Source organism: Marinobacter flavimaris, assembly GCF_045057155.1.
Classification (GTDB): Bacteria; Pseudomonadota; Gammaproteobacteria; order Pseudomonadales; family Oleiphilaceae; genus Marinobacter; species Marinobacter manganoxydans.
Window position 1 is genome coordinate 1,643,511 of the sequence record NZ_CP171359.1, and the last position, 18,187, is coordinate 1,661,697.

An 18,187-nucleotide genomic window follows, 5' to 3' on the forward strand; every position below is an offset into this window, starting at 1 on the left:
CCCAGGTTATTTTGAGCAAAGTTACGCCTGAGCGGTCATATTGTCAACAATATTGGCTAAATTGACCCTTAGATTGTTTACAATAGATGCAGTCAATCAATAGAGCTGTCGTTTAGCAACCGGTGGCGGGGTGTACTGATAAAGCCAGGTTTCCGTTAGCGCCTGGCCGCCCAGCCTGAGGTACAGGCGGATATTGATGGGTTCAACCGAGTCGTCCGGCACCAGGTCAAACATGGCCCGGTAGCCATCGATTGCAGACAATGGTCTGGCGGACGTGGTTTCCACCTCTCCCCTGCTCACACTGATAACTGGCTCCACATCCGCATCCTTGCCGAGCATCTCCAGCGCGCCCCCGGCGAAATCAACGGCAAAGCGCCGTGAAAAATAGGTCCGCTTCTGGCCCACGACACCGCCCAGCCCCGTCCGGGTTGCCTGTACTGTGGCCAACTCATAGGGCCTTAACGGCGCTTGCTCACCCCAGTGCAGGCGGTAGCTGTAGAGGTACTCCCGGCCTGGCAGCAGGAGTTCTTCCGGGTGCCAGAAAGCGACGATGTTATCGAAGGTTTCATCCACGGTGGGGATTTCCACCAGATCAACACTGCCCCGCCCCCAGTCTCCCCGGGGCTCCACCCAGAGGCTGGGACGGCGATCGTAAAACACGCCGTCGTCCTGGTAGTGGTCGAAATTCCTGTCCCGCTGCAGCAGGCCAAAGCCGATCGGGTTGTTATCCTGGAAACTGTTGAACCGGAGATTGGCGGGATTCACCAATGGCCGCCACAACCACTCGCCGTTGCCGTTGCGTATGGCCAGGCCGTCAGAATCGTGTATTTCCGGCCGCCAGTCGTAGCCCATGCGATCGTCATTTTCACCCACCTGGTACATGCTGGTCAGCGGCGCAATCCCTGCCCGGGTGATCTCGGTTCTGGGGTACAACGCGACATCGACATCCATGACCATATTGCGCCCCGGGTCGAGCACAAATGCGTAGGCGCCGGTGGTGCTGGGAGAATCCAGCAGAGCCCATACCCGGAGGAGCTGGCTGCCTGGTGCCGGCTTCTCCAGCCAGAACTCCGAGAAACGAGGGAACTCTTCCTCCCGATTCATGCCGGTATCAATCGCCAGCCCCCTGGCTGACAGGCCGTACTGCATTTCGGAGCCCACCGCCCGGAAATAGCTGGCGCCGAGAAAGGCGGCCAGATCCAGGGCAAAGTTGTTGTGGTAGTGAACCCGAAAGCCAGCGTAGCCAAGGTCTTCCGGCAGATCGCCCAGAGGCTGCTCTCCGCTGTACCGGAACAGATCCTGTCGATAGGCCAGTTCATTGGCCTGGCCATCAATGACTTCGTGGATTTTGACGGGTTGCTGAAAATACAGCCCAAGGTGGAAGAGCTGAATCTGGAAAGCGCTATTGTCGTTTCGCCAAAGCGCCTGGTCTTCGCGAAAAGCAATGGCCTGGTAATCATCCCAGGAGAGGTTTTTCAGGGATTGGGGCAACTCGCCTTTGTGGGAAACGTAGGCCTCGGTTGCCAGTTTCCGGGCTCGCCCCTTGAGCCATGCATAGTTGAATGCTCGAGAACTGCCGTTGGATACCGGCTGAATCCCGGCTGCATTCACTATGGCTGCCAAAGGCAGCCCACTCGTGCCCATGAGCGCAGCCAGAGCCTTGATTAGCGACCGCCTGTCCATCGTCTTTGCCTCTCCTCTGCCAGTTCAAGAGTGCCATATAGAAAACGTGTGGACTATGTACGAACGAGGAAAGGCAATTAGCGCAAATTGGCAGGGTCGGGAATCAAATCGCCATAGACATCGAGAGCGAGACATCCGGTCTGGATGGTTTGTCCATCCCTGGGCCGGACACATCCAGAATCCGACCAACACTCATACGTGCTTCGAAACCGGGCGTCTGAAGTTGCAACACGATTTCTCCTGTGCTCGCTTCGAAATCTTCTTCGTTGGTTCCTGATGACGGCGACCACCCCCGAAAAACGGAGACCATAACGTTGGAGACGGTTGCGTCCATAAAAGGAATGACATACCCCGGGCTGCGCGCGTCGAGGCGAACCCAACCGCCCTCGGAGACCGACAGCGATTGGCAATTGAATCCGCGCATCATGGACGGACCCGCAATCTGCAGGTACTCAGACGAAGCAAGATCCTCGGGGGCGAACTGGTAACGACCATTCACCTCCATGTCCCACCGATAAAACTCGCGGTACAGTGAGGCAGACACAGCAAGTTTGTGAAACCGGCTTTTTTCAGTGGAGTGGGCTGTTTGGCTCACCGATTCGTGGTGCTCAGTTCCACCAAGCGCGGTCAAACCCGTTCCCGCCACAAACCCGCCGGGCAGCTCCTGCTTGCCTGCGCACCGCAACCCGAAACTGGACAATCTGTGGGATGAGTCTGAAACCCATTCCGAATCCTCAAAGGAGCGCTTCGTGCCCGTTGAATGACTGAAAACACTGTCTACTTTGATTCCCCGCCAGGACCAGAACTTCCGGCTGGCAGAAAGTTTCAGGCCCTGGTATTCACTGCGCGAATCCTGTCGCAGACCGGCATTGTTTGCCACCCCGGCATGCTCCGAATTGTTGACCATTATGTTCACTTTGCTGCCCGCAAGCGGGAGCGAATATCGAAAGCGTAGCGACTGTGACTCTCCCCCGTCTCGCCGGGCCACGGAATCCCGAAAATCCAGCGCCAGATCGTGGCTAGACCATAAGATATCGCTACCGGACACACTGAGCCGGCCCTTTGCCCGTTCCGTGTCATGATTGGAACTGCCGGAGAATTGAAGGCGCGGCGCAAAATAGCTGGAAACAGATCGCAGGATTCTGTCCGAATACTGATCTATGGTTGTTAAAGGCCTCGACACCACTTCTGGCAGCGAGGCAGCGCCAACGGGCACGCACCAGAATAGTGCTAAAAGACACAGAGGTCGCAAACCGGATGCCTCGGAAGATGAATATTCGTCACCCGGAACTTTAAAAAATTGTTAATCCTCAAGCCATACCCCTTTGCTAAAACTTACAATTTTCCACATCCCCCTGCATTTCGACATATAAGTTGGGTAAACTCGGCACACTTTGTGAAAGAACAACTATGCACAGGCCAACGCAGAGGCGTTGAGCAGCCCACAGGGCATGAAAACGACCATCAAAGGACGAATGATATGATCAGAAAATGCCTGTTCCCCGTCGCCGGCTACGGCACCCGTTTTCTTCCGGCAACCAAGGCGATGCCCAAGGAAATCCTGCCGGTGGTGAACAAACCCCTGGTTCAATACGGCGTTGAAGAAGCCGCGGAAGCCGGTATTCATGAATTCGGCTTTGTGACTGGTCGGGGCAAGCGGGCCATTGAGGACCATTTCGACATCAGCTACGAGCTTGAGCACCAGATTGCCGGTTCCGGCAAGGAAGACCTGCTGACCTCCATCCGTGATCTGATCGACCACAACAGCTTTGCCTTTACCCGACAGAATGAAATGAAAGGCCTCGGCCACGCCATCCTGACCGGTCGCAACCTTGTGGGGGACAGTCCCTTTGCGGTGGTGCTGGCTGATGACTTCTGCATTGGCCCCGAAGGTGAAGACGGCGTACTGGCGCAGATGGTCAAGCTCTATAACCAGTTCCGCTGCTCCATTGTTGCCATTGAAGAAGTGCCGGCCGACGAAACCCACAAGTACGGGGTGATTGCCGGTGAATCCATGAAAGATGGTCTCTACCGGATCACCGATATGGTGGAAAAGCCAGCCCCGGAAGATGCCCCGAGCAATCTGGCGATTATCGGGCGGTACATTCTTACGCCAGATATTTTCGACATTATTGAAAAGACCCCGGCGGGCAAGAACGGTGAAGTCCAGATTACCGATGCCCTTCTCGAACAGGCGAAGAACGGTTGCGTACTCGCTTACCAGTTCAAGGGGCGTCGATTCGATTGCGGCAGCATTGATGGCTTTGTGGAAGCCACCAACTACGTCTACGAGAATATCTACAGAAAAGGCAAGTAAGGGATCCGGGGCGGGTTCAGCTGCCCAGGATCTGAAGAATCATTCGCCGGTTTTCCGCGCTCGTCCTGCGGAACCGGCGAAGCAGTTCCATCTCTTCTCCGGTCAGCTGGACCTCCTCAAGCGCTTCCTCCAGCTCAGCCAGGGACTCCAGCAGCTCATCACTCTTGTCCAGGGCAATACCGGGAAGTTCCAGTTGCCCGTGGTCCTCAGGCTTCTCTGGTTCCCAGTGCTGAATGGGTTGCGCATGTTGCATGGCCATTTACCTCGTCATTCAAATCGGGAGTCTTGTCCCGATAATGCCCTGCGAAGTGAATCAATCCGGAAATGTAACGTACATATAGCTTTGCACACAATCTGCCTATACTGAAGATGGCAACAACCAAACAGGCTATTTATGGCGGCAAGAACCCTGGATATCGACTCGGCATGGGAGTTGGTGCTTAGCGCAGTTAACCGCAGCAATGTGACACTACCGTTGCCGGGAACCGATAAAGAAGCAGTAAAACTCAATGGCCACGGCGCCTGGCACCTGATGCAGCCGGCCACGGGCGAGGCGAAGGATCTGCTCTCGGTGTTCCTTCCCCTGTGTCGGCCAGTTCCAGAAGATGGCAGCCCCAAAGTCATCGGCCAACTGGGCCAGAGCCTCGACGGACGGATTGCAACAGTGACCGGCCGGTCCCGTTTCATCAATGGCGACGACGGCATTACCCATCTCCATCGGATTCGTGCGGTATCCGATGCGGTTATCGTCGGTGCCGGCACTGCCTCCACCGACAATCCCCGCCTGACCGTGCGTCGCACCAGCGGGCGCAATCCGGTACGAGTGGTCATTGACCGTCATCATCGCGTTCCGGACAGTCATCACCTGTTTACCGACGGTGAAGCCCCTACCCTGCGATTGGTGGCGGGCCACTATGACAAAAGCAGGAATCCGTCTATCGGTTCCGGTGTTAGCGAGATCGCCTGTCTTGGAGATGCGAACGCCGAGGACCCCGTCGATCCAAAGTTCATCCTTCAGGTTCTGGCGGATTTGGGTTTGAAAAAGGTGTTCGTGGAAGGGGGCGGCGTCACCGTTTCCTCGTTCCTCAACGCCGGCTTGCTGGACCGGCTTCACGTAATGGTCGCCCCCATGATCATCGGCAGCGGCCGGCCGGCCTTCTCCCTTCCGGAGATCGATTTTCTGGATGATGCCCTCCGGCCACGGGCGCAACTGGTGAATCTTGGGAGCGATATGTTGTTTGATCTGGATTTTTCCAGGCAGTAGCCCCCTCTCCCCTGGCCCCTCTCCCGCGGGGGGAGAGGGGGAGAAAAATGAAGAACGGGGTTCACCTTGCTGCCAGCCTGCTGGCAAACAAAAAAACCACACCGGGCAAACTCGAAACCAGCACCAGCGCCCCATATCCCACGCTGAGCGCCACCCCCTGCTCTGCCGGTAGCCCAACCATGGGCCACAGCACGGCCGCAGCACCTTCGCGAATGCCCCAGCCGGCCACGGTCAATGGAATAACCATGCTCAGCAGCAGAATACTGCCCAACCCGGCAATCACGGCCACAGATTCCACGCTATCAAGATAACCGGCTCCCCAGGCCAGGCAGAGAAACACCCCAAGATAGCTCGCCAACACCAGTAGCGAAGAGCCAAGCTGGACTGGCAATACGGTGCGATTCAGCAACGACAGATACAGATCATGCCGAAGGCGCTGCAGGTAACTCGCGATTGCGGCTTTCACTGCCAGCCAGGCGCCCAGAATAACGACGACAGCGACAATAACCAGCCATTGCCCGCCATCCCAGGGGCCGAAAGTGAGGTGCCCGGAACCGACCAGCCAGCCAACGGAGAGGGCGACAACCAGACCCAGTACCAACTGGCCGGAGAGTCGCTCAATGGCCACCCCGTGAACCGCAGACAAACGTTCACCAGCGCCGCTGCCATGGCGCCAGGCGCGGTTTACGTCACCGAGGACGCCACCCGGCAGGACCTGATTCAGGAACGTGGCCAGATAATATTCACGAACCGCAACAGGGTACGCCAGAGGCAGACCAAGCCGTTCCACGGTATAGCGCCAGCGCCAGGCAGAAAGCGCCACCTGGAAAACCGTAAGTGCCAAGGCGGGCACCAGCACGTAGAGGGAAACACGGGCAAGCTCTTCGAAGAGCGCGCGGGCATCCACGGAGCGGATAACAAATCCGATGATCAGAACTGTGAACAGCCAACGGGCCGCCAGTCGCAACCGTCTTTGGCGCAGTTCCGTCAAGGCAACTCCCCGGGTGGCAGGGCCAGCAAATCCAGATGCCGGACGACAACCGTCAGTTTGCCCTCGACCAACTGACGGTCCCGTGTTTCCAGCCATCGGTTAAGGCAATCACGGTCCGTTGGCGACTGTTCGATGGCGGCGTCGGTCCATCCCTGCATCAGCATCCGGGCCAATACCTGGTCCCCACGGTTCAACGTCCAGGGGGATTCCGCCAACTTGACCCGGTACCCTTCCCGGGCGAGCAGGTCTCTAAGAACCATGGGGGCTTCAGGCCCGAGGGCCGCACCGGTGCCCTTGTCGCCGTGCTGGTGCTGGTTCACCAGATTCCGAAGCAGCTCATCGTCCGGATGAGCTGGGGACAATTTAAAATGCCCCGCATAGCTAAGTACGATGAGCATCGCTGATTTTTGGCGCACCGCCGCCTTGCTGAGCGCTTTCAGCCAGGGCTCTGAAACAAGATCAATCAGTGCTGATGCCGTGATCAGGGCAACGCCGGCAGGCAGATGTTGCTCCAGGTTTTCCGGGGACAACTGAACGGTGCGCGTTTCAAAGGGAACGTCCAGTAAATCGACCCGCTGCTTGGCCTCGCGCAGTAGCGCAGCGTCCTGATCCAGGGCCAGCCAGGTTTGCGGCACCTGCAAGGGGGGCACCAGGAACAGAGCGTTGGAACCACGGCCAGTGCCAATGTCGACAATCTGCATCGGGCAATGGCTTTCGGGCGGCAGGTTCTCGTATTGGCTGAGCAGCCACTGGTTTAACTCATCGGTCAGTTCCCTGGAGCGTGCACGGTGATCTGCAGCCTCCCGGGCTGCCAGCCAGTCGCTCGCAAATTCGGAATGCTGGTGCAGGTGGGACGGCAAACCCTGAAAGTATCGCAACGCTTCGCTCACGTCTCTGGCGGTATCGGCCCATGAGCGAATCCGCCTGGATTCCCGGGCAGCCAGTTTGCGGGAATGCTCTAACTGATCCGGATGTTCCAGCCAGTTCCTGATCCGGGCCTCAAGGGCCCGAACATCGCCGGCACAATACTGAGCCACTCCCGGCCTCGCAGAGGTTTTGGCAAGGGCGCCGCCATCAGAGGAAATGACTGGCAGCCCCTCGGCCAGCGCCTCGTCGATCACCATGCCATAGCCCTCGTAGAGCGACGGCAGTACAAAGAAATCGGCCTGGCAGTAGAGATCAGCAAGCCCGGACTCTTCCACTTCCCCGACCAGTTCAATCCTGTCTTCAAGACCGGCATCGGTAATCGCCCGACGCACCTGTTGGCTGTATTCCGGATCACGACTGTCAGACCCCGCCAGCGTGCAATGCCATGGGAGGGCCTTCATGTGTTCCAACGCTTCCACCAGTTGGTGTTGGGCCTTTCTTGGTGACAGATGGGCGACGCACAGAATGCGGGGTCCATTTTTTTCAGGTGACTCAACGCGGGCTTTCGGGTTATTGGCTCTGGCCACGCCCGGCTCAGCTACGCGAATGGCCTCGGCCGGCACATCATAATCCGCCAGACGGGTGGCGGTGTGCTGGCTGGTGGTAATCACACCCTTCACGAAAACCAGGGCCCGTTTCTCGGACTCCAAAAACCACTGCCTGTCGGCTTCGCTGATGCCCGTCTCGTCAGCAAGGGGGTGATGCACAAGGGCAAGCAGATTCAGACGCCGGGAATGTTTTTCGACGATCTCCGGCAGGCCGCCCATGGCCAGACCATCGAGTACTACAGAAGTGCCATCGGGGAAGCTCGCAAGCCTCTCATCCATCGCATTGCGGGCGACCTTGTCCGGTCGCGGGAACTGCCCGGGCAAACCGCTTACCCGGGCCATACAACCATCCTCGCAAAGTGCCTCCACCAACTTGCGGACATACCGGTAACCGCCAGTGTTCTGCTGAGGATCGCCCGGCACCAGAAACTCGACGGATTCCGGCGCGTCAGATTCCGGCATGGTAGCTGGCCCAGGCAATATGGGATTCAGAGAGGGTGACTTTCAGGCTGACAATACCTTTACCCGTCTCGCCCAAGCGGCCCCCGTGAATGGCCGCCGCCATCCGGTCGAACACCATTTTGGCCATGAATTCAGTGGTGGTATTGCGGCCTCGCAGTTCCGGCAGCTCGTCCAGGTTCTGCATGTTGAATTCGGAGAGGACGTTATTTAGAAGCTCGGAGGCCAGACCAATATCCACGATCAGGTCGTCCTTATCCAGCTGGTGACGCTCAAAGGTCACATCCACCACGTAGGTGGCACCATGGACCTTTTGGGCCGGACCAAAGATCTCTCCGTTGAAGCTGTGGGCAATCATCATATGGTCCCGGACCGTCAAGCCGAACATAGTTTCTCCTTAGCGGGTAGTTTGGATTATCAGAAAACAACTCGATGGCAGAGAGTGTCCCGGCCATCAATGAGAATTCGTGCCATGGATTTTGGCAGGTCATCGAACCGGCACTCGCCGGTAATCAGCGCATCCAGCGTATCGTCCTGGAGCAGTTCCAACGCCAGCGCCAGGCGTTTGCGATAGTCCCAACGTGGGACGCGGGAGGGCACAATCTGGCCCACCTGGCTGGATTTCAGGGTCATACGCCGCGGATGGAATGCGGCACCCAGTGGTGCAGGTACCAGCTGATCCCCGTACCAGCTCATTTCAACAATGGTAGCCTCCTGGCCAGCCAGCCCCAGAGCCGTTTCCAGGCCCGATGGGTGGCCACTGGCATGAATCACCATATCGTGATCATCGGCGCCGGATCCGCTGCTAAAGGTTAGCCCCAGTTGTTCGGCAACGGCCTGCCTCTCTGGATTCGTGTCGATCGCGGTGACGCGGGTTCCCGGGATGCGACTGGCGAGCCAGGCGACCAGCAGGCCGACCACACCGAGACCAACCACGGCAATGCGGTCACCGACCGCTGGTGCGCCATCCCAGAGGCCGTTGACTGCGGTTTCCATATTGGCGGCAAGAATTGCTCGCTTAGCGGGAAGGCCTTTCGGCAAAGGCGTTACCGCCGACGCCGGCACCCGATAGCGATTCTGGTGCGGGTAAAGGCAAAACACCGTTTGCCCCAGCAGGTCTTCAGGCCCTTCAGTCACCTTGCCGACGTTGGCATAGCCGTACTTCACCGGCCAGGGAAAATCCCCCGCCTGGAAGGGTGCCCGCATTGCGGTGTATTCAGTTCCCGGGACCCGGCCATGGAAAACCAGTGATTCGGTACCCCGGCTGATGCCTGAATAAAGGGCCTGGACAGTGACCAGCTCTACTTGCTTTTCAACCCCGGGATCCGCCAACGGCGTTTCCTGAATCTCGCCCTTGCCGGCGCCGGTTACCCACCAGGCCCGGGCCATTGTCTCGGTGCTGGGAGTGTCAGGGGCACGTTGCACTTCAGGATCGGGTTGCACTTCAGGATCGCGTTGCACTTCAGGATCGCGTTGCAATGGGAGCTCCTTTCTTGGCAGTGTTCTCAGCGGCTTTTGTCGTCGCCCTTCCAGGGCTGAACCTTCAGGTCTGAACGCGGTCAATGCTCGTAAGCACACTCAGACATATCAATTATAGTCAGTGTACAGCGCATCCGGGATGTTTGATGCCTGCAAACCTATACGCTGGAGTTCAGTGATGGATTCTAACGGCCATTCAGCCTCACACAGGGTTCCCCTCCCGCTGGACCTCGCCTGGGGTTTTGGTCTTGTTGTCTTGCTATGCCTGGCCACAGGCTGGCTCACCACTCCGCCCGATCTTTTCTATTTGCTGGCAGCCGCACTGTACCTGGGCGTTTGTGGCCTGGTTGTCTGGTCTTCGCCCGAAACCCGGGACTTCGGCTGGGCCAACCGGGCAACCCTTCTGAGGGGCTGCCTGGTAATTGTCCTGGTGGCCCTGGCCCCATTCGCCGGGCACCTGACTGACAGCCTCTGGTTGTACGGCTGGATGGCATTGCTGGCGCTGATCCTGGATGGAGTTGACGGCAAGGTTGCCAGAGCGACAGCATCGGAGAGTGACTTTGGCGCCCGGTTCGACATGGAGCTGGATGCCCTATTCATCCTCGGGCTCAGTATCGCCGTTCTGGCACTGGGCAAGGCGGGCATTTGGGTGCTGGCCCTTGGCCTTATTCGCTACGCCTTTGTTGCTGCCAGCCACTTCGCCGATTGGCTGAATGGGCCACTGCCGGACAGCTTCAGACGTAAGACGGTTTGCGTGTGGCAGATTGTTACCCTGCTTGTGGCGGTGCTGCCGCCAATCAATACGCTGTTTGCCAGCACCACCCTTGCAACCGCCCTTGCGTTGCTTGTGTGGTCGTTTTTCGTGGATATTCACTGGCTTTATCAGAGGAGACATCACCATGATGTTCATTAACCGGAAATCCCTTACCCGCTCCGCCATTGCCCTGCCTGCGGCCCTCGCCTTGAGCCCGGCAGCCATGGCCGAGCCCCGAAACTTTGTCGTCGACGACGAACACTTCTCGATGTTCTTCGAGATCATGCACATCGGGTATGCACCGGTGATGGGTATGTTTCGGGAAGTCGAGGGTGAGTTCGTTTACGACGAGGAAGCCAGGGAACTCAAATCCGGCAAACTGGTGTTCCAGAGTGACAGCGTGTTTACCAACCACAAAAAGCGCGACGAACACGTTCGCAATGAAGACTTCCTCGACAGCGAAGAGCATCCGGAGATCACCTTTACCATTACCGACTTTGAAACCACCGGCGAGAACACCGGCAAGGTAACAGGGGATCTGGAGCTGCTTGGCCAGACCAAGCCCGTGGTACTGGACGTGACCCTCAACAAGGCTGATGTTTATCCCTTCGGTCACGAGGAATACACCCTTGGCATCAGCGCTTCCACCACACTGAAACGCAGTGAATGGGGTATGACCTACGGCCTTGATCAGGCGATGGTCGGCGATGAAGTGAAACTGCACTTCGGGTTCGAAGCCATTCGGGAGTCCGGCTGGCTCTGATTTCTGACGGGTGTGTCGGGCAACTGGAATGTGACCCGGCGCACAACACGGACACATTCTGTTACATAAACAGGCCGGTTTTTTGGGCTGCGGCGTAAATCCCGTTATGTTTAGAGCTACAACAATAAACAAGGGACCTGCCGCATGCCCGGTAAGGCAGCTTTACTGCTCACAATGGTAACCGCCGGTGTGGTTGGCACCGGCTATCTGCTTTCCGCCGACAACCACACCCAATTCAGTTGGCTCACCGAGCTGGCCGGCAAAGATCAATCTGCTTTCGTTCAGAACACACCGCCGGAAAACCAACCGCCCGACGCCCCCACACAGCGACCCGAGCCGCCATCGGACAACGCCCTTGGCTTCATGCTGGCCAGCGTTGCCGACCAGTACGCCGAATCCACCCGGTATCCTGCCTGGTCGGTGCCTCTCAGCCCGGAACAGGCCAGCGCCTATCGTGGCAATCACTACGAGCCGGTCAGCCTGCCGCTGGAGGGAAACGGGCAATTCACGGTCACGCTTGAAAAGTACCGGTTTACAGAGGGCGAACAGATCCTTGTTGCTTCGGCCATCCAGGGACCTCAGGTGGTTGACCGCTCTCTTTCTGCAACCCTCGAAAGACCTGAAAGTCGAGATGCAGTCGCCAGCACCACACTTGAGGAAGCCGGTTCGCCGGGTTATTTCGAGGGCGTTCTGTCCGCCGACGAATCACCGGGGGAATACCGCCTGATCGTCGAAGCCCGGCTTGACGGCAAACCGGTTCGCCATGCGTCAACGCTGACCATTGAACCCTATTTGGGGGACTTTGAAGGACTGGGCGATGCCCGCATCAGCAACAACAATCTGATCATCCCCGTTCGGTTCTCACCGGAAGATCCCGGCTTTTACGCGCTCTCGGCTCAGCTCTACGTCGGACAGCGTCCGGTTGCCCAGCTGCGGATGGAGAAACGGCTGGACAGCACTTCGGACACCATCAACCTGAAGGCTCACGGCACGGTATTGGCGAACCAGAATGTGGACGGTCAACTTCAGCTGAAGAACCTGCAGATTCGCCAGCTTCCCGCCAGGCCAGGCGACAGAACCAACTACGCGTTCGGCCCCGACGAGGGCTACGCATTTACACCGCCGGACCTCGACAGTCTTACCGATACGCCGGCGGTGAACCCCGAATCGGAACAACGGGCGGCGCTGCTCCGGCAGCTTGCCGACAAGTTCTGATGGCAGAGTGTAAGCTCTGCGCCGGCTGACGCCGGGCTGTACCGCCACAGATGGCGGAGAAACGTCTTGTGACAACAATAATTCAGCAAAGACGGAGCAACTATGAAAACAACAAAGATCGGAAGTGCCTGTAAGACCGCTCTGGCGGTCGCTATCACCGGCAGCCTCTTTGCCGGCACCGCCCAGGCCCAGCTGGCCGGGCACAATGTGATCCTGGTACACGGTTTCCAGCAGGAAGACCTGGCCAACCCTCCCGCCAACCTTCAGGAAGTGAAGAGTGCCGGTGAGGACTACTGGCGCACCTTCTGGCTCTCCCGTGCCGAAGCCCGTATCGACTGGGGCAGTGACGGACGCGTTGAAGGTGGCATTGCCCAGCAGGCCTATGAACAGATGCGGCAGATCAGTCAGCAAGGGCTGTGCAATGACTACTGCATCGTCGTCTCCCACTCCACCGGTGATCTGGTTACCCGCTATCTGCTGGAAAACCAGGCTCGGTGGCTACAGTCTGAGGGCCTTCAACCGCTGAAGATCCTGGTAGCCCTGGATTACTCCGGCGCCGGGGGCGGCACGGAACTGGCCAACCTGGCCTTGAGTCTTGCCTACAACGACAGCTGGTACAACTGGCCACTCAGGGCGGCCGTCGAAGCCTTCACCGGCATAGAGCCGGAGCCCGGCAAGCTGGGCGTGGTAAATGACCTGCAGACCAACGCAGCGCGCAACCTGGCGGTAAGCCCGAATTCAATCCCCAGGCTACGCTTCGTGGCCGGCGGCTCCTCCTATGGCGGTATCACCAAACCGTTCATCGCCGGCACCGACGATGGCGTGGTACCCACCCATTCGGCTTGCGGTGCAACCTCCGCCACCGGGATTGATTCCTGTTCCTCCAGCATCAGCCTGGCGGGCAAGGTAACGAGCCAGAATGGACCGGGCGCTCTGTACTACAACCACTACCCGGTGCTGATGAATGAGGGCGTCACCCACAGCGGTGTGCTGGGCTCCGAGACGGGCAACATCTCCGTACCGGTAGTCAACAACACCACCCTCAACGGTTTGCAGGTGGATTTCGCCAGCCGCACCTATAACAAGCGCGCATGGTGGCAGTGGTGGGGTTCCGGTGACCGGTACATTGAAGTGCCCGGTTCGGACCAGACGGATATGTCCAATCTGGTTTACACCACCCTGAATAATTAACCGCATCTGAGGAGGCAAACGAAAGGCTCAGGGAAGAGCCACTTCTCACCTCGGTAGTTCTACCGTTCTGAGAGACCTATTCAAACCCGATCATCAGGCCTGAAGCTCACTTCTGCGTTCAACGATGCTGGTTGCCTGGTGCTATGCAGCCAAGGCAGAGCCGTCATCTCCGGCAGCGTAGATTCCGGCTGAACGAGCCGTACTAAACTTTTCCAGATTCTTGCTGGCATTGAAGTCGCGGCACTCTTTGTGGCCACAGGCTTCGCAATGATAGGTGCGATCCGCCAGCGTCAGATCCGGTTTGCGACTTCCGCACCCCGAGCAGAGCTTGCTCGATGGATACCAACGATCTGCTACCGTCAGAACACCACCTCGCCAATCCATTTTGTAGGTCATCTGGCGGCGGAACTCATAGAGGCCGACATCGGCGATATGCCGGGCCAGCTTCCCGTTCGCCATCATGCCTCTGACGTTGAGATCTTCAATCACCACTTCAGAGAAGTGTGTGGATAGGTAGCAGGAAAGCTGATGCAACGTGTTTGCCCGAATGTCAGCGATTCGCTTGTGAAGCCGGGCAATGCGGGTTTTCAGTTTGCGATACCCGGCACTGCCTTTGACCTTTTTCATCAGTCGTCGTTGGTACCGGGCCAATTTTCTAAGCGCTTCCTGCAGGGGCTTAGGAGACTTCCATTCCCGGATGTCTCCCTGAGAGATCGTTGCCAGTGATTTAATGCCGAGATCCACACCACACCGCGCTTGGCTTTTGCTTGGGAGCGAGCAAACCTCTACTTTCATCGAGAAGGAAACAAACCATTTATCAGCCTGGCGGCTGATCGTCATGTTGTTGATGTGACCGCCGTACTTGATGGGTTCAGCCAGGCGAACCCAGCCCTGGTTCGGCAACTTGACCCGGCGACCATCCACTTTCACCTGATCTCCGCCAACGTAGAACGTATCCGTTGCCTTTCCTTTCTTCTTGAAGCGCGGGCGGCGCTTCTTCAGATGTTGCGGTTTAGAGGATTTGAGATCCTTCATCCAGTCGGAGAAGGCGCGTTGGAGAGCAATGAATGGCTGTTGGCTGGCGTACTTGGTCACTTCGTACACCCACGGAAACTCCGACTTCTTCAGAGCATTGAACTGGCGCTTGAGCGCCATACCCGAAGGGCGATCCCCGTTTCCGTTTTTGTGCATGGTGTATTGCCGATCCCATTCCGCCAGCGCCCAGTTCCAAGTGAATCGTGAGATCCCGCTGGCTTTGGCGAAGTAGGTGCGCTGCTTGTTATTGGGCAGCAGTTGGGTTTTGAAGGCAACATCCATATCCTAATAATACTGTTTATCCTTACAGTATCAAGCAGCAAGTTTCCGATTCTTGTGAGATCGCTTGCCATACAGTCGAGCCGAAAACACGGCCATGAGTGTCAGCACATCCTGGCAGAGCTCCTGCTCGAACGCGATCTCCTTTTCGTCGTCCAGCACAACCATATCCGTCCCGGCCCACCCGCAAACCTGGAAGCTCAGCTCATGGCCGAATCGAACCAATCGGTCGGTGTGCGTCATATACAACGTCGAGACTTCGTGGTTCAGCACCGCAGTTATAAGGTTTCGCAGCCCAGGCTTCTTGCAGCTCGACCCCGAGCCCAGATCCTCAATGACTCGATCTGAAACGCCTGCCAGTCGATTAGCCTATGTGACCAGATCGCTCTTTTGATCGTGCGAAGACACCCAAGCATATTGGACACTGTTCTGCTGTTCGATCAAATTCAGCAGTTCCCGTAATTGTCCTGTTGAGAATCGGCGATGTCCGCCAGCCGATCTGAAAGCCTCACTCATTTTCCCGGCCCGACACCAACGCCGGATTGTGACCACTGAGACGCCTGAACCTGAAGCGAACTGGCCGATGGAGAGTGGTGCATGGCTGACCTTCTTCATTGTACAAAACCTCCAAATGATCAGGTTTAGTCAAGTTTTCCCCAGCTAGCTAGAAACCCATCTTTTCTTTTTAGTTCGCAAACTATACATTGGTTCGCCTTCCCGTTTGATTCACCCACTGCCGGCAAGCGATATCCGATGTCTGACACCCACAAATCCGATCTTTTACTGGTTGTTGTCACCCTGTTTGCGGCCATCAGCTGGATGTTCTCCAAAGAAGCGGTGCTGCTGATGCCTCCGCTGATGTTCATGGCTGCCCGGTTTCTGATTGCCGGCACGGTGCTCGCCTTTTTCGCCCGCCGCTCGCTGATGAAGCTGAGCGTGGATCAGCTTCGTCGAAGTGTGGGTGTCGGCCTGGTGTTCGGCACGGCCATGACCTGCTGGGTGATGGGGCTGGTTCATATAACGAGCCTCGGCGAGGGAGCCTTCCTGACCAGCCTGGGCGTTGTGATTGTTCCCATTATTGCACGGTTGGTATTCAAGGAGGCCCAACCGGCGAGCACATGGCTGGCCATTCCGATTGCCGTTGCCGGGCTCGCTCTGCTATCCCTTGAAAACGGATTTCGCCCTGAAGCAGGCCAGATTTTCTTTGTTATGGCAGCGACGATCTTCGCCCTGTATTTCAATCTCAATACCCGTGCAGCTAACCAGAGAACGGTGATTAACCGGCTGGGCAAGACCGTGGAAAAGCATCGGGTACCCGCCCTGCCCCTGACAGCCATTGCTCTGCTCACGGTCGGCATGCTGACTCTGATCGAGTCCATGATTATGGAGCCCTGGCTACCTACCCTGAATAACCCTTCGCCAATTCTGGTCTGGTGGGTGATTGCCAGTGCCGTCATTGGCACGGCAGGCCGCTTCCTGCTTCAGACCCTGGCCCAGAGCCTGTCTGCAAACAGCCATGGCGTCGTGATTCTGGTACTGGAGCCGGTGTGGGTCGCCCTGTTCGCTGCAGGCTGGTTTGGCGAGACAATGACCAGCATTCAGCTGGCCGGCTGCGGCCTCATCTTCGCAGCGTTGATCGTCAACCGCTGGGCGGTTCTGAGCAAAGTCATCAAGGAAAAACTCCGCAAGCGGAAAACCGCATAAAAGAGGTTGACCAGCCTCGGCCGAATCAGTATATTTCGTCCCCGTTGCAGGACACAGGACCATAGCTCAGTTGGTTAGAGCGCTACCTTGACATGGTAGAGGTCCCCAGTTCGAATCTGGGTGGTCCTACCACTCCTGCGAAGAAAGTCAGTTACTTACATCCACTGTAAGAACTGGCTTTTTTTGTGCCCGCAATTTCCCTTCTGCCTCCGTTACCTGTGATCGTCATCCGGCACAGCCAGAAATACATCTGTACGCTTGTGAGCGTTTGCGCTCACCGTGGTTCGAAATAGGCAATATTGCGCATCGCCAGGGAAGAGCCTATACTTTTACTGACACATTCTGTGATGGGCCTATAGATATTGAGGGCCCAGGAGAGGCAGCCATGCTTGGCTTGAAGCACCATCAGCCATTGGACATTACCCCGCCCACAAATGCCGGGCGTGGACTGACGGCTACCCATAGCACAGCCGGACTTCGCTGGTTATTCGAACACCGGGAGCACTGGGGGCTGACGATGGATCAACTGGGAATCCTTCTTGGTGGCATTCGCCGCAGGACGCTTACAGATTGGCGGCAGCGGGCCAATCGTGGAAATGAAGTGGAAGTCTCACGGGATACCATGGATCGAATCAGCCTGCTCCTGGGCATTCACAAGGCCCTGACATTGCTTACGCCGGCCGGACATGAGCAACTGGCCTATGAGTGGTTCCAGACACCAATCGAGCTAATGGGCCTGCAGGGAACATCGATCCGCGACTACCTGCTTGAGCAAGGTTCCATGGATGCGCTCTATTACGTTCGCCGGAACCTCGACGCGATGCGCGGATGAGAATATCGAAACGACAGGGAGTCTGAGTTGAATCGTGTAAAGCCTGAATGGAAGCATCACCGGGTCATCCATAGCAAGCACCCTCCGATCGACTGCTTTGAAAGCCCTGATTCCATGCTTCTTGCGGAGCTGGAGGCCGCCACCAGCGACCGCATTGCGCATTGGCCCCGTTACGTCGACAAAGCAGACTTCCGGGCCGGCCCCGGCTGGAGTCCAGTCATGGCGTCCTTCTGCTACCCCGCTGAGGGGCGTTTCAATACCAGAAACCGCGGGGCTTACTATGCGGGCGATTCCGTTGAAACTGCACTCCGGGAATGGGTCTACCATGCCGGCAATGTATGGCGGGGCTTTGGTGTTGAGAACGATTTTTCAGCAGTGGTCCGTTGCTACAGTGGCCACGTGGCTAAACCACTGGTGGACCTTCGGAACCAGCACCAATACATGCATGCAACCAACTATGAACCCGGGCAGAAGGTCGCCGCGGATCTTCTGAATGCTGATGAATTCGGGGTTCTGTTTAACTCGGTCCGCAACCCGGGGGCAGAAGCCATTGCCCTGTTCCGACCACCGGCAACGACACCCGTTGTTCAGGCTGGCCACTATACGCTCTACTGGGATGGCCAACGGTTTACCAAGTACGCCCGGCTTGAGGAGTTCAGGCCACTTTAGGCGGGTAACCCTGGGACTCCCCGATCAAGCTCAAACGCGACCTAAGGAGCGTAAAAGGGCCAGCAGTTGCTGGCCCT

General features: G+C 57.4%; 19 protein-coding genes and 1 tRNA gene. 10 read left to right on the forward strand and 10 right to left on the reverse strand.

Annotated elements, in window-relative coordinates; all coding sequences use genetic code 11:
* Positions 1–96 precede the first annotated feature (96 nt).
* Positions 97–1,683, reverse strand: coding sequence for a glucan biosynthesis protein (locus tag ACGK9W_RS07570; protein ID WP_405420121.1), 1,587 nt, complete (start codon positions 1,681–1,683; stop codon positions 97–99).
* Positions 1,684–1,786: 103 nt separating this feature from the next.
* Positions 1,787–2,899, reverse strand: a complete 1,113-nt coding sequence (locus ACGK9W_RS07575) for a ShlB/FhaC/HecB family hemolysin secretion/activation protein (RefSeq protein ID WP_405420124.1) — start codon at positions 2,897–2,899, stop codon at positions 1,787–1,789.
* Between the two features lie 264 nt (positions 2,900–3,163).
* On the opposite strand from ACGK9W_RS07575, the gene galU reads away from it, so the two are divergent.
* Positions 3,164–4,000, forward strand: a complete 837-nt coding sequence (galU, locus tag ACGK9W_RS07580; protein WP_405420127.1) for a UTP--glucose-1-phosphate uridylyltransferase GalU — start codon at positions 3,164–3,166, stop codon at positions 3,998–4,000.
* 16 nt (positions 4,001–4,016) lie between these two features.
* Here the strand turns inward: galU and ACGK9W_RS07585 are convergent, their stop codons facing one another.
* Positions 4,017–4,253 carry a hypothetical protein gene (locus ACGK9W_RS07585; protein WP_053112146.1) on the reverse strand — a complete coding sequence of 79 codons (237 nt, stop codon included), beginning with the start codon at positions 4,251–4,253 and terminating at the stop codon, positions 4,017–4,019.
* 141 nt (positions 4,254–4,394) lie between these two features.
* Between ACGK9W_RS07585 and ACGK9W_RS07590 the strand changes: the two genes are divergently transcribed.
* The gene (locus ACGK9W_RS07590; RefSeq protein WP_405420130.1) at positions 4,395–5,264 is read left to right on the forward strand and encodes a RibD family protein; all 870 of its coding nucleotides are present in this window, start codon (positions 4,395–4,397) and stop codon (positions 5,262–5,264) included.
* A 61-nt stretch (positions 5,265–5,325) separates the two neighbouring features.
* Here the strand turns inward: ACGK9W_RS07590 and ACGK9W_RS07595 are convergent, their stop codons facing one another.
* The 4 genes from ACGK9W_RS07595 to ACGK9W_RS07610 are packed head-to-tail and all read right to left on the reverse strand — an operon-like array spanning position 5,326 to position 9,614.
* The gene (locus ACGK9W_RS07595; protein ID WP_405420133.1) at positions 5,326–6,255 is read right to left on the reverse strand and encodes a lysylphosphatidylglycerol synthase transmembrane domain-containing protein; all 930 of its coding nucleotides are present in this window, start codon (positions 6,253–6,255) and stop codon (positions 5,326–5,328) included.
* Entirely contained in the window at positions 6,252–8,192 is a 1,941-nt protein-coding gene (locus ACGK9W_RS07600) for a glycosyltransferase (protein ID WP_053112151.1), read from the reverse strand. The genes ACGK9W_RS07595 and ACGK9W_RS07600 overlap by 4 nt, the downstream gene beginning before the upstream one ends.
* Positions 8,179–8,577: a 6-carboxytetrahydropterin synthase gene (locus tag ACGK9W_RS07605; RefSeq protein ID WP_053112153.1), complete on the reverse strand. Its 399-nt coding sequence runs from the start codon at positions 8,575–8,577 to the stop codon at positions 8,179–8,181. The genes ACGK9W_RS07600 and ACGK9W_RS07605 overlap by 14 nt, the downstream gene beginning before the upstream one ends.
* A 29-nt stretch (positions 8,578–8,606) precedes the next feature.
* Positions 8,607–9,614 (reverse strand): zinc-binding alcohol dehydrogenase, encoded by a 1,008-nt coding sequence (locus tag ACGK9W_RS07610; RefSeq protein WP_405420986.1) that lies wholly within the window; start codon positions 9,612–9,614, stop codon positions 8,607–8,609.
* 232 nt (positions 9,615–9,846) lie between these two features.
* Here ACGK9W_RS07610 and ACGK9W_RS07615 point away from each other — a divergent pair, with 232 nt between their 5' ends.
* The 4 genes from ACGK9W_RS07615 to ACGK9W_RS07630 all read left to right on the forward strand — a co-directional run bounded on the left by ACGK9W_RS07615 (position 9,847) and on the right by ACGK9W_RS07630 (position 13,591).
* The gene (locus tag ACGK9W_RS07615; RefSeq protein ID WP_405420137.1) at positions 9,847–10,581 is read left to right on the forward strand and encodes a CDP-alcohol phosphatidyltransferase family protein; all 735 of its coding nucleotides are present in this window, start codon (positions 9,847–9,849) and stop codon (positions 10,579–10,581) included.
* Positions 10,568–11,185 carry a YceI family protein gene (locus ACGK9W_RS07620; RefSeq protein WP_405420140.1) on the forward strand — a complete coding sequence of 206 codons (618 nt, stop codon included), beginning with the start codon at positions 10,568–10,570 and terminating at the stop codon, positions 11,183–11,185. The genes ACGK9W_RS07615 and ACGK9W_RS07620 overlap by 14 nt, the downstream gene beginning before the upstream one ends.
* 144 nt (positions 11,186–11,329) lie before the next feature.
* The gene (locus tag ACGK9W_RS07625; RefSeq protein ID WP_405420143.1) at positions 11,330–12,400 is read left to right on the forward strand and encodes a hypothetical protein; all 1,071 of its coding nucleotides are present in this window, start codon (positions 11,330–11,332) and stop codon (positions 12,398–12,400) included.
* Between the two features lie 102 nt (positions 12,401–12,502).
* On the forward strand, positions 12,503–13,591 hold the full coding sequence (locus ACGK9W_RS07630; RefSeq protein ID WP_405420146.1) for a hypothetical protein: 1,089 nt from the start codon (positions 12,503–12,505) through the stop codon (positions 13,589–13,591).
* A 141-nt stretch (positions 13,592–13,732) separates the two neighbouring features.
* Here ACGK9W_RS07630 and ACGK9W_RS07635 read toward each other — a convergent pair whose 3' ends face one another.
* Genes ACGK9W_RS07635 through ACGK9W_RS07645 form a run of 3 tightly spaced genes read right to left on the reverse strand, consistent with a single transcriptional unit; the run spans position 13,733 to position 15,520 of the window.
* Entirely contained in the window at positions 13,733–14,908 is a 1,176-nt protein-coding gene (locus ACGK9W_RS07635) for an RNA-guided endonuclease InsQ/TnpB family protein (RefSeq protein ID WP_405420149.1), read from the reverse strand.
* Between the two features lie 30 nt (positions 14,909–14,938).
* A complete protein-coding gene (locus ACGK9W_RS07640; RefSeq protein ID WP_405420989.1) occupies positions 14,939–15,265 on the reverse strand; it encodes a recombinase family protein in 327 nt (108 codons plus the stop codon).
* Positions 15,266–15,274: 9 nt separating this feature from the next.
* On the reverse strand, positions 15,275–15,520 hold the full coding sequence (locus tag ACGK9W_RS07645) for a MerR family DNA-binding transcriptional regulator (protein WP_405420152.1): 246 nt from the start codon (positions 15,518–15,520) through the stop codon (positions 15,275–15,277).
* A 138-nt stretch (positions 15,521–15,658) separates the two neighbouring features.
* Here ACGK9W_RS07645 and ACGK9W_RS07650 point away from each other — a divergent pair, with 138 nt between their 5' ends.
* From ACGK9W_RS07650 to ACGK9W_RS07665, 4 genes are all read left to right on the forward strand, one after another.
* Positions 15,659–16,609 carry a DMT family transporter gene (locus tag ACGK9W_RS07650; protein WP_405420154.1) on the forward strand — a complete coding sequence of 317 codons (951 nt, stop codon included), beginning with the start codon at positions 15,659–15,661 and terminating at the stop codon, positions 16,607–16,609.
* 55 nt (positions 16,610–16,664) lie between these two features.
* Positions 16,665–16,741: transfer RNA gene (locus ACGK9W_RS07655), tRNA-Val, on the forward strand.
* Between the two features lie 253 nt (positions 16,742–16,994).
* The gene (locus ACGK9W_RS07660; protein ID WP_405420157.1) at positions 16,995–17,441 is read left to right on the forward strand and encodes an antitoxin Xre-like helix-turn-helix domain-containing protein; all 447 of its coding nucleotides are present in this window, start codon (positions 16,995–16,997) and stop codon (positions 17,439–17,441) included.
* 27 nt (positions 17,442–17,468) lie between these two features.
* The gene (locus ACGK9W_RS07665) at positions 17,469–18,110 is read left to right on the forward strand and encodes an RES family NAD+ phosphorylase (RefSeq protein WP_405420159.1); all 642 of its coding nucleotides are present in this window, start codon (positions 17,469–17,471) and stop codon (positions 18,108–18,110) included.
* Positions 18,111–18,187: the final 77 nt, after the last annotated feature.